The 13,533-nt window shown below is 62.8% G+C and carries 14 protein-coding genes; 8 read left to right on the top strand and 6 right to left on the bottom strand.

Annotated features, from left to right (window positions below; translation table 11 throughout):
- Position 1 precedes the first annotated feature (1 nt).
- Complete coding sequence (locus BKX96_RS10745; RefSeq protein WP_077183807.1) at positions 2-1,099, top strand: extracellular solute-binding protein; 1,098 nt, start codon at positions 2-4, stop codon at positions 1,097-1,099.
- Positions 1,100-1,183: 84 nt separating this feature from the next.
- Here BKX96_RS10745 and BKX96_RS10740 read toward each other — a convergent pair whose 3' ends face one another.
- From BKX96_RS10740 to BKX96_RS10725, 4 genes are all read right to left on the bottom strand, one after another.
- Positions 1,184-1,801: a DNA-3-methyladenine glycosylase family protein gene (locus tag BKX96_RS10740; protein WP_077183806.1), complete on the bottom strand. Its 618-nt coding sequence runs from the start codon at positions 1,799-1,801 to the stop codon at positions 1,184-1,186.
- A 37-nt stretch (positions 1,802-1,838) separates the two neighbouring features.
- On the bottom strand, positions 1,839-2,921 hold the full coding sequence (locus BKX96_RS10735; RefSeq protein ID WP_046815643.1) for a bifunctional transcriptional activator/DNA repair enzyme AdaA: 1,083 nt from the start codon (positions 2,919-2,921) through the stop codon (positions 1,839-1,841).
- Positions 2,922-3,121: 200 nt separating this feature from the next.
- Positions 3,122-3,739 (bottom strand): LysE family translocator, encoded by a 618-nt coding sequence (locus BKX96_RS10730; protein ID WP_077183804.1) that lies wholly within the window; start codon positions 3,737-3,739, stop codon positions 3,122-3,124.
- A gap of 90 nt (positions 3,740-3,829) precedes the next feature.
- The gene (locus BKX96_RS10725; RefSeq protein ID WP_077183803.1) at positions 3,830-4,726 is read right to left on the bottom strand and encodes a DMT family transporter; all 897 of its coding nucleotides are present in this window, start codon (positions 4,724-4,726) and stop codon (positions 3,830-3,832) included.
- 89 nt (positions 4,727-4,815) lie between these two features.
- Between BKX96_RS10725 and BKX96_RS10720 the strand changes: the two genes are divergently transcribed.
- Together BKX96_RS10720 and BKX96_RS10715 are read left to right on the top strand one after the other, a co-directional pair.
- Positions 4,816-6,147: an aminotransferase-like domain-containing protein gene (locus BKX96_RS10720; RefSeq protein ID WP_077183802.1), complete on the top strand. Its 1,332-nt coding sequence runs from the start codon at positions 4,816-4,818 to the stop codon at positions 6,145-6,147.
- Positions 6,148-6,228: 81 nt separating this feature from the next.
- The gene (locus tag BKX96_RS10715) at positions 6,229-6,816 is read left to right on the top strand and encodes a LysE family translocator (protein WP_046815647.1); all 588 of its coding nucleotides are present in this window, start codon (positions 6,229-6,231) and stop codon (positions 6,814-6,816) included.
- A 27-nt stretch (positions 6,817-6,843) separates the two neighbouring features.
- Here BKX96_RS10715 and BKX96_RS10710 read toward each other — a convergent pair whose 3' ends face one another.
- The gene (locus BKX96_RS10710; RefSeq protein WP_046815648.1) at positions 6,844-7,677 is read right to left on the bottom strand and encodes a helix-turn-helix transcriptional regulator; all 834 of its coding nucleotides are present in this window, start codon (positions 7,675-7,677) and stop codon (positions 6,844-6,846) included.
- A 31-nt stretch (positions 7,678-7,708) separates the two neighbouring features.
- Entirely contained in the window at positions 7,709-8,212 is a 504-nt protein-coding gene (locus BKX96_RS10705; protein WP_077183801.1) for a VOC family protein, read from the bottom strand.
- Between the two features lie 265 nt (positions 8,213-8,477).
- Between BKX96_RS10705 and BKX96_RS10700 the strand changes: the two genes are divergently transcribed.
- The 5 genes from BKX96_RS10700 (at position 8,478) to BKX96_RS10680 (ending at position 13,476) form a co-directional block, all read left to right on the top strand.
- A complete protein-coding gene (locus BKX96_RS10700) occupies positions 8,478-8,726 on the top strand; it encodes a hypothetical protein (RefSeq protein ID WP_046815650.1) in 249 nt (82 codons plus the stop codon).
- Entirely contained in the window at positions 8,726-9,880 is a 1,155-nt protein-coding gene (locus BKX96_RS10695; protein ID WP_077183894.1) for an NnrS family protein, read from the top strand. Before BKX96_RS10700 ends, BKX96_RS10695 begins: the two co-directional genes overlap by 1 nt.
- Positions 9,881-10,251: 371 nt before the next feature.
- Complete coding sequence (locus BKX96_RS10690) at positions 10,252-10,707, top strand: (2Fe-2S)-binding protein (RefSeq protein WP_046818042.1); 456 nt, start codon at positions 10,252-10,254, stop codon at positions 10,705-10,707.
- A gap of 5 nt (positions 10,708-10,712) precedes the next feature.
- Positions 10,713-12,881, top strand: a complete 2,169-nt coding sequence (locus BKX96_RS10685; protein ID WP_046818152.1) for a xanthine dehydrogenase family protein molybdopterin-binding subunit — start codon at positions 10,713-10,715, stop codon at positions 12,879-12,881.
- 13 nt (positions 12,882-12,894) lie between these two features.
- A complete protein-coding gene (locus BKX96_RS10680; RefSeq protein WP_046818153.1) occupies positions 12,895-13,476 on the top strand; it encodes a hypothetical protein in 582 nt (193 codons plus the stop codon).
- Positions 13,477-13,533: the final 57 nt, after the last annotated feature.

The raw sequence follows: 13,533 nt of genomic DNA, 5'->3' as shown, positions 1-13,533 counted from the left end.
AATGGGCCTGCACAAACTGACCCAAGCCTTGATGCTGGTGCTTGCACCCCTGTGTGTGCAGGCCGCCGACACCGCCAAACCGGTGGTGAATCTCTACATCTGGGGCGAGTACCTGGCCCCGGACACGCTGACCAACTTCGAGAAAAAAACCGGCATTCATGTCGTCGCCGATCACTTCGACTCGCTGGAAACCGTCGAGACCAAACTGCTCACCGGTCGCAGCGGTTACGACCTGGTGCTGACGGCGGGACAGCATCTGTCCCGGGCGATCCAGAGCGGCGCGATCCAGGCCGTGGACAAGCAGCAGATACCGCACTTTGCCGGTGTCGGCGAAGAGTTTCGCCAGCACATGGCGGTGTTCGATCCGGGCAACCGTTATGCCGGGTTCTATGCCTGGGGCACCACCGGCGTGGGGTATCAGGAAGAGGCGGTCAAGCAGCGCCTGGCCGATGCGCCAACGGACAGCTGGGCCATGTTGTTCGACCCGGCGGTGGTGGCGAAATTCGCCGATTGCGGGGTCAGCCTGCTTAACGACCCCAATGAAGTGTTCGCCGCGGTCATGAAGTACATGGGCCTGGACATCAACCGCCAGAGCCTTGATGACCTGAAGCTGGCCGAACAGCAACTGGCGAAGATCCGCCCGTATATTCGCTACTTCGAGAACGACCTGAATATCAGCGACCTGGCCAACGGCAATACCTGCGTGGCGATGTCGTGGAACGGTAACGTGGCCATTGCGGCTGGACAGGCAGAGGCGGCGAAAAAGCCGTTTTCGTTGAAGTACCGGATACCCAGGGAGGGCACGCTGATCTGGTTCGATGCCATGGTCATCCCCAAGGACGCCCCGCATCCGGAGGCGGGGTTGGCATTGATGGATTACCTGATGACGCCTGAAGTGATCGCGCCGATCACCGACACCATCCACTACGCCAACGCGATCACGGCGGCGGACAGCTTGATCGACCCGGCGATTCGCAATGACCCGGGGACCTATCCGGCGCAGGCGGTGCGGGCGTCGTTGTACAGCAAGAATGACAATGGCAAGGCGTTCAACCGGGCGTTGATTCGGGCGTTCAGTCGGTTGAAATCCGGGTTGTGATGACTGACGCTTTCGTGAGCACAAATGTTGTGCTCACGAAAGCGTTGTGGGAGCGGGCTTGCTCGCGAAGAACGATAACGCGGCCTACCTGTTGGACACCCGCCACAAATACCAGGCCGCCACGGTGCGATACGGACGCCACGCCAGCCCGATGTCGATCATCTGCTTGCGCGTCGGCTGTACTTCAAGCCCCTTGAGCCGGCGATAGCCCTCGCGCACGCCAAAGTCATCGGCCGGCAAAATGTCCGGCCGTTCCAGGCTGTAGATCAACAGCATTTCCACGGTCCAGCGACCTACGCCGCGCAGGGCGATCAGGCGCTCGATCAGCGCTTCATCGTCCATGACCAGCGCCGTGGCGTAATCCGGTACCACGCCATCGAGCGTCGCCTGGGCTATGCCCTGGATGGTTGCGATCTTGCTGGCGGAAAAACCGCAGCTGCGCAGTCGATCAAAGTCCGTCGCCACAATTTGCTCGGGCCGCGGAAACGATACCGAGGGGTACAGCGCCAGCAAGCGACCGACAATCGCATCCCCGGCCTTGGCGTGCAGTTGCTGATAGGCAATCGCCCGCACCAGCGACTCATAGGGATCGCGGGCGGCATGGGGTTGATGCAGGCAGGGGCCGACGGCGTCGATGTGGCGACGCCAGTCATCATCCAGGTTCGCCAGCCATTGGCTGGCCAGCCGGTAGGGGTCAGGCATGAAGCTTCCTTGGCAGGCTGCCGAATGCAGCCTGTGATCAAAAGGCCAATTGCTCGGTGATCTGCACCGCCGCGTTTTCCAACCTGAGCAGGAATGCCTTGCGCGGCTGGCCTCCAGCGTAACCGGTCAGCGAGCCATCGGCACCGATCACCCGATGGCAGGGCACGACAATCGAGAGGCGGTTGTGACCGTTGGCCAGGCCGACGGCGCGGCTGGCGCCGGGTTTGCCCAAGGTGGCGGCAAGCGCGCCGTAGGTGGTGGTCCGGCCGTAGGGGATGTGTGCCAGCTCGGCCCAGACCTGGCGGGAAAACTCGCTGCCGGGCATGTGCAGGGGGACGCTGAATTGCGTGCGCTCGCCAGCGAAATACTCGGCCAGCTGTGTCTCGATGTGCTGCAAATGCCCATTGTGTCCTGGCGCCACGGCATACCCATGGCGGTTTTGCAGGGTTTGCACCTCGCGGGTCAGCGAAGGCTGGTCGAGAAACTCCAGAAGCACCAGCCCACGACGCTCGGCCATGGCGATCATCGGCCCCAGCGGCGTCGTCAACCGGGTGAACAGCAGTGGCTCACTGTTGGCGGCGCGTCCCGGTGTGATGTGGAAAGACTTTTGAAACGCATCGCGAAAGCCGCTCAGGGATTCGTAGCCGGAATCGAACGCTGCACTGTCGATCGACTCGCCCTGTTTGATGCCGCCCAATGCCATGCCCAGGCGTCGGGTGCGCAGCCAGGCATGGAAGGTCATGCCGAAATGCTGTTTGAACCAGCGGCGCAGTTTCAGTGGTTCGATGCCTTTGGCCTGCAATTGGGCGTCGCTCCAGCGAATGTCCGGTTCAAGCTCTACTGATTTCAGCAGTTTCTGTACCCAGTCCGGTGCAATCGCGGCGGCATCCAAAGGCTTGCATCGCAGGCAGGCTCGGTAGCCCGCCGCCAGGCATTCGTCGGCGTGGGCGAAGAACTCGACGTTCTCGGGTTTCGGGCTGCGTGCGGTGCAACCCGGGCGGCAGAAGATCCCGGTGGTCTTGACCGCGGTAAAGAACACCCCTTCGTAAGTGGTGTCTCGTTCGAGCATGGCGCGGACCATCTCGGCGTGGGGCGGAAGCAGCGTGTGTTGTAGGTTCATGGACGCAGCATAGAACGGCACAGGGACCGTCTCCACCGAAAAATGAACAGAGAATTCCGCTCCCGGCGCTGACCCGCGGCAGCTCCTGCAAGGCCTTGCGATCCGTCAGCTGTTCCAGCATATCCGCCGGGAATTGTCCGGCGTTCCTCGGGGCCGAACTCGCGGCGGGGCGCGGGTGGCCGAACATGAGCGGTCGTTAATCAGGCCCGACGGGCCATCAGCAACACTGAAGCCGCCGCCGACAACAAGCCCGCGCAGCAGCGATTGAACAACCGCTTGCCCGAAGGCTTGGCAAACCAGCGGCGCATGTGCAGGCCCATGTAAGCGTAGGCGCCGATGGCAATCCATTCCAGGATCAGGAACAGTGCGCCCAACACGGCGAATTGTGGCGTGATCGCGCGGGACGGATCGACAAATTGCGGCAGGAACGCGGTAAAGATCAGGATCGCCTTCGGGTTGCCCGCCGCCACCAGGAACTCCTGCCGGGCCAACGCCAGCATGCCCGCCGGCGGGGTGGTCACCGCGGTTTCTGCGCCGGGGGCACGCCACAGTTGCCAGGCGAGATAAAACAGGTACGCCGCACCGACGATCTTGATCCCGTAGAACAGCAGTTCCGAAGTTTGCAGCACCACCGCCAGACCCGCCGAGGCGAGGGCGATCATCCCGGCGAACGCCAGCAGGCGACCGACGCCGGCCAGGCACGCGGTGCGGTAGCCATAGCGGGTCGAGTTGCTGACCGACAGCAGGTTGTTCGGGCCCGGCGCCATGTTCAGGGCGAAGCAGGCCGGAAGGAAAAGGGTGAGGGTGGTGAGGTCCATGATCGGCTCCAGCAGCAGGAGCGATATTTTTATCACAGCTGTCGGTGGGCTTGACCCATACAGTCATGGACGCAGGCGGCAGAGCAGTGGCTAGCGCGCGAACTTTTTCGCCCCGGCCACACACAGGATCACGGCCAGCGTGACGCCGAGCATGCCCAGGCTGACGTGTTCATGCAGCAAGGTAGCGGCCAGTGCCAGGCCAAAAAACGGCTGCAGCAGTTGCAGCTGCCCGACCGCGGCGATCCCGCCCTGGGCCAGCCCGCGATACCAGAACACAAAACCGATCAGCATGCTGAACAGCGACACATACGCCAGACTGAACCAGGCCGGTGTGCTGATGTTGGCGAACGAGGCCGGCAGTCGCCAAAGGGTCAATGCAGCCATGACTGGAAGTGCCAGCACCAGCGCCCAGCAAATCACCTGCCAGCCACCCAGTGTACGGGACAACTTCGCGCCCTCGGCATAACCTAGCCCGCAGGCCAGGATCGCCAGCAGCATCAGGATGTCACCCTGGGGTGAAGCCGTCAGGCCCTGGGCGACGGCGAACCCGACCACCAACAGGCTGCCCAGCACCGAGAAGAACCAGAACACCGGCCGTGGGCGCTCACCACCGCGCAAGACGCCAAACACTGCGGTCGCGAGCGGCAGCAGGCCGACGAACACGATGGAGTGCGCGGACGTGACGTATTGCAGCGCCAGCGCGGTTAACAGCGGAAAGCCCACCACCACGCCCAGCGCCACGATCAACAAGGGCACGAGCTGGTTACGCGCGGGGCGTTTTTCCTTGAACAGCAACAGCAGGCACAGGCCCAGGGTCGCCGCGAGGGTGGCGCGGGCGACCGTCAGGAATACCGGGTCGAATTCCAGCACGGCCACCCGCGTCGCAGGCAGCGAACCACTGAAAATCACCACGCCGATCAGGCCATTGATCCAGCCGCGGGTGCTGCTTTCCAGCGCCGTGTCTTGCAAGTTAGAAGTCCGTTCCATTTGGCTCATGCTCATTGTCTGGTTGCACTGAAGCCATCGTATGGTCGACTATCGGGACAATCAAAAAATTGTCATGGATACATCTCGACATGCCTCGTTCCCGCTACAAGACGCTGGTGGATGCATTTGCCGCCGATATTCGCACCGGGCGTTTGCTGCCTGGTACGCGCCTGCCGACTCACCGCCAGCTTGCTACAGAGAACGGATTGGCCTTGGTCACGGCCAGCCGGGTGTATGCCGAGCTCGAGGGGATGGGGCTGGTCAGTGGCGAAACCGGGCGCGGGACTTTTGTCCGGGAAACATCGCTGCCGCCGGGCCAGGGCATTTCGCAGTCGGTGGTGGCGGCGGGGATGATCGACCTCAACTTTAACTACCCGTCGTTGCCAGGTCAGGCTGACCTGTTGCGCAATGCCTTGCGCCAACTCGCGTTGTCCGGCGACCTTGAGGCGCTCCTGCGTTACCAGCCCCATGCCGGGCGCCTGCATGAGCGGGCTGCGTTCGCGCGTCATCTGGCCGTGCGCGGCCTGAATCTGCCGGCCGAGCAGGTGTTGATCGTCAGTGGTGCCCAGCATGGCCTGGCGGTGGTGATGATGACCCTGCTCAAACCCGGCGATGTGATTGCCGCGGACGCCTTGACCTATCCGGGTTTCAAGACGCTGGCCGAAACCCTGCATCTTGAGGTCCTGCCCATTCCCGTCACGGACAAGGGGCCTGATTTGCCAGCCCTGGAGAAACTGTGCCGGCTTCGCCCGGTGCGAGCCGTCTACTCGATGCCGACCTTGCACAATCCGTTGGGCTGGGTGCTGGACGCCGATCAGCGCCAGCAATTGGTGGCGATTGCACGCCGCCATGACCTGACGATCATCGAGGACGCGGCCTACGCTTTCCTGGCCGAAAATGCACCGCCACCTTTGGCTGAAATGGCGCCGGAAAGAACCGTGTACGTCAGCGGTTTATCCAAGAATGTCGCCACCGGCTTGCGCGTCGGCTTTGTTGCCGCCCCCACGCAATGGATGGCCGGATTCGAGCGGACGATCATGGCAACCACCTGGAACACTCCCGGGGTGATGACGGCCATTGCCACGGCCTGGCTTGACGATGGCACTGTCAGCAAGCTCGAGGCGCAAAAACGCGTGGATGCCCAATCTCGGCAAGCCTTGGCCCGTGAGGTGCTGGTTGGGCTCAAGACCATCAGCCATCCTTCATCGTATTTCATCTGGCTGCCCTTGGCCGAAGACGCGCGGGCCGACCAGATCGCCATGGCGTTGATGCGCGAGCAGGTGTCGGTGTCGCCTGCCGAACCCTTTGCGATCACCCATCATGTCCCCCACGCGATACGCCTGGCGCTGGGCTCGGTGGACATGGTCGCACTGCGCCAGGCGTTGGTGAAGGTGAAGAAGGTGGTCGAGTATTACTCATAGCCCAGGGCAGTTTTCTTCAATACGTGCAGCCCGGGGCTCCTTACATTGGCGCCTGGTTCAATAGACTGAGCAGGTGTGCAAATGAGTTTGATCATGTCCATGGCGGCGTTTGCGTTGGCCGCTTCCATCACGCCGGGGCCGGTGAATATCGTGGCCCTGGGTTCCGGAGCACGCTTCGGATTTCGCGCCAGTCAGCGCCATGTGGCCGGGGCGACGTTGGGGTTCGTGTTACTGCTGGTGCTGATGGGGCTGGGGTTGCATGAGCTGTTGCTGCTGTGGCCGGCAATGACCCAGGTGGTGCAGTGGGCGGGGGTGGCGTTCCTGTTGTACATGGCGTTCAAGCTGGCCGCTGACGATGGGCAACTGCAGGCAAAGGACGCGGAGCGCGCGCCGTCGATGCTCTACGGCGCGGTGATGCAATGGCTCAACCCGAAAGCCTGGCTGGCCTGCGTGGCCGGCATGGGCGCGTTCGTCGCCGACGGCGAGGCCCGCCTGGTATGGCAGTTCGCGGCGGTGTACCTGGTGATCTGCTACCTGTCGGTGGGTTGCTGGGCCTACGCCGGCACGTTCTTGCGCGGCTACCTGAACAACCCGGCGGGCATGCGCTGGTTCAATCGGGGCATGGCGTCGCTGCTGGCGGTGAGTGCGGTGTATTTGTTGGTGCCGTAGGAGCCGGCCGGAAGATAGCAGTGTGGCTTAACCGCGATACTGCCCTGGCGTTGCCGCCAGATGCTGCTTGAACGCCCGTTGAAAATGCGCCTGATCGGCAAACCCCGCTTCCAGCGCCACGTCGGCGATCAGCTTGCCATTGCGCAATTGATCCCGGGCGAACTGGATGCGCCGGTTGACCAGGAAGGCGTGGGGCGTCATGCCGTAATGCTGCTTGAAGGCGCGGATCAGGTAGGACGACGACAACTGCGCTGCTTCGCAGATGTCTTCGAGCTTGAGCATTTGCGTGCAGTGCTCGCGGATGAAATCGGCGGCGCGCTCGAGCTTGAAGTTGGGCTCGCGAAGCGGTTGTTCGGCCGGGTTCAGTCCAAGCTGCACCTCGGTGAAAAACTCCACCGCGGCGCTCTGCTTGTGCAATACGTCTTGCTGCCCATCGACCAGCACCTGATACAACGCCTTCAAGCCAACGAACAGATCAGGGGCGGCGGTATGGGTGACCGCGAACCGGCGAAACGCCAGGTCGTCACTGAACCCGAGCTGATGCTGCAAGTCGGTGAGCCAGGCGGTGTCGACATACAGCATCAGGTACGACCAGGGCTGATCGTCGATCGGATTGCAGGCGTGGACATCACCGGGGTTCATCAGCACCACCGTGCCGGCACACACCTCGAAGTGCGAGTGCTCATGGACATAGGTGCTGCGCCCGGCGGTGATCGCACCGATGGAAAAGTGCTCGTGGGCATGCCGGGTGTAACAGACCTCGCGCCCGTCGGCGATGGAGCGGGCTTCGATGAAGGGCAGGGCGTCATCGCGCCAGAAGCGTGGGGCCTTGTCGGTGTCCCTGGGCGTTGCGAACTTCATGGTCAATCCTTGGCTGGTCAGCCACAGTGTATTAGCTCTCGCCGTTGAAGGCTCGTTGCAGTTCGGCGATATCAAGTTTTTTCATGTGCATCATCGCCAGCATGGCGCGCTGGGATTTTGTCGTGTCGGGGTCCTTGATCATCTCCATCATCGCTACCGGGAAGATTTGCCAGGACACGCCGAATTTATCCTTCAGCCAGCCGCATTGCTGGGCCTCGACCGGCCCGCCGGCGGACAGGCGTCCCCAGAAGTGGTCGACTTCTTCCTGAGTCTGGCAGTTGACCTGGAACGAGATCGCTTCGTTGAAGGTGAAGTTCGGGCCACCGTTAAGACCCGTGAACGTTTGCCCATCGAGTTCGAAACTGACCGTCATGACCGAACCGACTTCCCGGCCGTGGAACTCCTTCCCGGCCTCGCCGTAGTGAGTGATGGCGGTGATTTTCGCGTGATCGAAGATCGCACAGTAAAACTTTGCGGCCTCTTCGGCCTGACCATCGAACCAGAGGCAAGGTGTGAGTTTTTGCATATGTAGCATGGCGGGTCTCCTTGGCAGGTTTTGGCATGCTGGACTATCAGCGTAGCTAGCCTGAGGCAGTCTGGCCGTGCCGTAGATCGCCGAGTGTGTAAGGATTTCCTACAGGGTGTTGTCGAAGTGACTGCCTTGTGGGTCATATTGACTCTGTTGGGTGCGAGTCGTTATGACCCGTACAGGCTTAGATGGCTGATTTGCAAGGGGCAAATATCTGGCACGACACTTGATACAGCCAACGTACAACTGAACTGCTTCAGGAGTACGGGAAATGTTCCACTTCTTCTGCAATCCCCAGAAAGTCTTGCACCTTTCCACTCGCGTGCTCGGCGTTGGCCTGGCGATGTTGCTCGCAGGCATCTACGGCGCCTACCTGTATGCCGGTTATCTGTCGATCATGGCGCTGGTGTCGTTGCACGCCATGACCATCGTCGGGCCGACCCTGTTGAAGATCGGCTACGTCATGCGCCTGCTGGCCCAGCACCGGTTGAGTAAACCTCAACGTGTGGCGCTGGCATGATGCGCAAACTGGCTGCTGCTCCGGTCTTCAGTCTCGGTTTTCGCCCGTTCTTTCTCGCAGGTGCCGCGTTTGCCGCTGTGGCGGTGGCGATCTGGGCCCTGTGGTTATACGGCCGCTTGCCCGGCGCGCATCCGGTGGGCGGCATGCTCGCCTGGCACCGGCACGAAATGCCGTTCGGGTTCGCCGCGGCCATCATCGCCGGCTTCCTGCTGACGGCGGTGCCGAACTGGACCGCTCGCCCGGGGCTCAAGGGCTGGCCGCTGATCGGGCTGGTGCTGGTCTGGCTGCTCGCGCGACTGGCCTGGGTGCTGCCGATAGCTCCTGCAGGGTTGCTGCTTGTGCAGTTGCCTTTTTTGCCGTTGCTGGCCTGGGCGCTGGGGCGTGACCTGGTGGCCGCTGGCAAGCGCGACAACTATCCGATCCTGCTGATGATCACCTTGCTGGCCGGCTGCCAGGTCATGACGTTGTGGGGACTCTGGGCCGATGACGCGGGTTTGCAGCGGCGTGGTGTGTTGGCGGCCTTGTGGCTGGTCGGCGCGCTGATGAGCGTGATTGGCGGGCGAGTAATCCCGTTCTTCATCCAGCGCGGCTTGAATCGTTCCGCAACGCCTGCGGCCAATCCATTGCCCACCCGGGTGCTGCTGGTGAGCGGGTTGCTGGCCGCGCTGACGTTTGCCGCCGGTTTGAATGACCAGCCCAGACCCTGGCTGGCGGCGTTGTTTGTGTTGATCGGCAGTCTGCACCTGCTACGCCTCTGGCGCTGGCATGACCGCGGCCTCTGGCGCGTGCCGCTGTTGTGGTCGCTTTATCTGTCGTATACCTGGCTGGTGGTGGCGGTGTTTGCCATGGCGCTGTGGCACGCCGGCCTGATGCCACAACAGAGCCTGGCCACCCACTCGCTGGCGGTGGGCGGCATTGGCGGGTTGATTCTGGCGATGATCGCCCGGGTGAGTCTTGGGCATACCGGTCGGGTGCTGCAGCCGTCGAAAGCCATCGTCACGGGGTTTGCCCTGGTGTTGATCGCAGGGGGGGCGCGGGTGTTGCTGGTGCCGTTCTCCGGATTGGGGGTGGGGGTGTCGGCGTTGTTTTGGTGTGTTGCGTTTGGGTTGTTTCTGGTGGGCTACACCTCAATTTTGCTAAGGCCCCGGGTGTAGGAGCCCGCGGCCCCATTGTCGGAACGCCGCCCGCAGCAAGCCGGCTCCTACACTATGTTGCGCAGGGCGTTGAACCCGTGGTCGCCTCGGACCTGTAGGAGCCGGCTTGCCGGCGAAGGCGTCCTCGAATATTGCACTGGGCTTTCTGGCCTCTTCGCTGGCAAGCCAGCTCCTACAGTGGATCGGGGGCGGCAGCGAGAGATGGACGCCTTTATCGGCAAATCAGGCGGGTTTAGTGACCGGTGGTCGATACACCCCGGCCTGCCTGGCAATTTGCGCTTAGCTGTAGGGATAACCCCAAGGCGCGCGTAGGTTCTTGATCGCCACAGCGGCGCCCACTTCAGGACCCCGTGCGTCTGAGGACCTTCGCAATGCTGACCCTGAACATCAATGGCAAGGACCAGGAGCTGGATGTCCCCGCGGACATGCCGCTGCTCTGGGTCCTGCGCGATGTCGCGCACCTGACCGGCACCAAGTTTGGCTGTGGCATGGCCCAGTGCGGTGCCTGCACTGTGCACATCGACGGCACGCCTTTGCGCTCCTGTATCACGCCCGCCACGGCCGTGGCCCATGGGCAGAAAATCCTCACCATCGAAGGCCTGTCTACCGATGGTTCGCACCCGGTGCAGCAGGCCTGGGCCGAACTCGACGTGGTGCAGTGCGGTTACTGCCAGTCCGGGCAGATCATGTCGGCGGCGGCCTTGTTGGCGAAGATTCCGCAACCGACCGACAGCGATATCGACCAGGCGCTGTCAGGCAATATCTGTCGTTGCGGCACCTATCCAAGAATCCGCGCCGCGGTCAAGCGCGCGGCCCAACTGGGTTGATGGCCATGAACAGCATCGATCCGCTGTCGCGTCGTGGTTTTCTCAAGGGCAGTGCCGTGCTGGGCGGCGGGCTGGTGGTGGCGTTTGTCATCCCCGGGGCCCATCGTTTTGCCCTGGGCGCGGAGAACCAGGGCAATGTGTTCGCCCCCAATGCCTTCCTGCGCATCGGCAATGACAACAGCGTCACGGTGTTGCTCGGCCATTCGGAAATGGGCCAGGGCATCTGGACCGGCTTGACCATGCTGATCGCCGAAGAACTGGACGCCGACTGGTCGAAAATCCGCGTCGAACACGCACCGGCGTCGGCCACCGATTACGGCCTGGCGGGCTTCGGCGGCATGCAGATCACCGGCGGCTCGACCTCGACCTGGATGGAGTTCGACCGTTATCGCCAAGCCGGTGCAGCGGCACGCTTGCTGCTGGTCGAGGCCGCGGCCAAGCGCTTCAACGTCGCGCCCTCGGCGATTCGCACCGAGTCGGGGGTGGTGATTGCCGGCGACCAGCACGCCACCTATGGCGAACTGGCCGATGACGCCGGCAAGCTGCCAGTGCCGGACCCGGCGTCGATCAAGCTCAAGGAAGCCAAGGACTGGAAGATCATCGGCAAACCCACCAAGCGCCTGGATACCCCGGAGAAAATCACCGGTCGCGCCAAATTCGGCATGGACGTGCAGTTCGACGGCCTGATGACCGCGATGGTCGCTCGCTCGCCCGTGTTCGGCGGCAGCGTCAAATCCTTTGAAGGCGCCGAGGCGCTGGCGATACCCGGCGTGCACAAAGTGGTGCAGGTGCCGACCGGCGTGGCGGTGATCGCCGATCACTATTGGGCGGCGAAACTGGGGCGCGATGCGCTGCACGTCGAGTGGGACCTGGGGCCGAACAGCGGGCTCGACAGTGAGCAATTGCTCGAGGAATTTCGCAAGCTCGCCGCCACGCCCGGGCTGCCCGCCAGCCAGGCCGGCGATGCCCAGGCTGCGCTGGCCAAGGCGACCAGGACAATCGACGTCGAGTACAGCGTGCCCTACCTGGCCCATGCGCCAATGGAACCGCTCAACTGCACCGTGAGCATCACCCAGGACAAATGCGAGATCTGGACCGGTACGCAGTTCCAGACCCTGGACCAGATGATCGCCGGCAAGATCACCGGGCTCAAACCCGAGCAGGTGCAGATCCACACCGAGTTCCTCGGCGGCGGTTTCGGCCGGCGAGCCAACCCGACTTCGGACTTCGTCGCCGAAGCGGTGCAGGTCGCCAAAGCCGCGGGCGGGCCGGTGAAAACCGTGTGGGCACGGGAGGATGACATCCGCGGCGGCTATTACCGCTCGGCGTTCCTGCACCAGGCGCGAGTCGGCCTGGGCGCTGATGGCCTGCCGCTGGCGTGGAAGCACGTGCTGGTCGGACAATCGATCATGGCCGGCACCTCGCTCGAAGCCGCCATGGTCAAGAACGGCATCGACAAGACGTCCGTGGAGGGCGTAGCGGACAGTCCCTATCTGCAGGGAATGGCCAATCATCAGGTGGACCTGCATTCGCCCAAGACCGGGATCAGCGTGTTGTGGCTGCGTTCGGTGGGGCATACCCACACCGCCTTCGTTATGGAATCGCTGATCGACGAGCTGGCCGCGGCGGCAGGCAAGGACCCGGTGGAATATCGACGGACCTTGCTCAAGGCGCATCCGCGGCATCTTGGGGTGTTGAACCTGGCGGTCGAGAAGGCTAACTGGAAAGCGCCACTGCCGGACGGCCATGCCCTGGGCGTGGCGGTGCATGAGTCATTTGGCAGCTATGTGGCGCAGGTCGCCGAAGTTTCCCAGGACAACCTGGCGATCCGTGTGCATCGGGTGGTGTGTGCGGTGGACTGCGGGATTGCGGTCAATCCGCAGAGCATCGCGGCGCAAATGGAGTCGTGCATCGCCTTCGGCCTGGGCTTCACCTTACACAGCAAACTGACGATCAAGGACGGCAGGGTGGTGCAATCCAACTACCACGATTACCAAGTGCTGCGGCTCAACGAGATGCCATTGGTTGAAGTGCATATCCTGCCCAGCAGCGAGAAACCCGGCGGCATCGGTGAGGTGGGCGTGCCGCCTACGGCGCCGGCAGTGGCCAACGCGGTGTACGCCCTGACCGGCCAGCGTCTGCGTGAGCTGCCGCTGCAATTGTCGGGGGTGTGAGATGAAAAGCGAGATGAGGCGACATCATTGGGTGCTCGGTTCAGTCCTGCTGATCTGCCTGTTCATCTATGCGACAGAGCTCTTCGCCGAAGACCGGGAAGCCTTGAAGGCGTTCGATACTGTTCAGAAAGTCTTCCAGAGCCCGCGTTGCCAGAATTGCCACATTCCCGGCGATGCGCCGTTGCAGTTCGATGCCGGCATACCCCACGCGATGAACGTCGTGCGTGGCATGGACGGCAAGGGCGCGGCGGGTCTGCCTTGCGCCAGTTGCCATGCCGAGGCCAACCCTCCGGCCAGTTACGGCGCCAATGCGCCGCCGGGTGCTCCCCATTGGGGCCTGCCACCGGCGGCGCACAAAATGGCCTGGATCGGCCTGCCACCGGACATGTTGTGCAGCATGATCAAGGATCGTGCGGGCAATGGCGACCGCGATTTCGCCGCGCTGATCAAGCATGTTAGCGAGGACAAGCTGGTGCTGTGGGGCTGGAATCCGGGCGGTAATCGCGCACCGGTGCCGGTTCCCCACGACATTTTTGTAACCCAATTCAAGCTCTGGGCGGACGCCGGTGGGCCGTGCCCGGTGGCGGGTAGCTGACCAACGGCCCGTAAACAGGGAGTCAAACCCGGTATCGAGGACTCTAAACAACATACC

Source organism: Pseudomonas putida, assembly GCF_001976065.1.
In the GTDB taxonomy this organism is placed as follows: Bacteria; Pseudomonadota; Gammaproteobacteria; order Pseudomonadales; family Pseudomonadaceae; genus Aquipseudomonas; species Aquipseudomonas serbica.
This window is presented reverse-complemented; position numbering and strand designations above follow the sequence as displayed.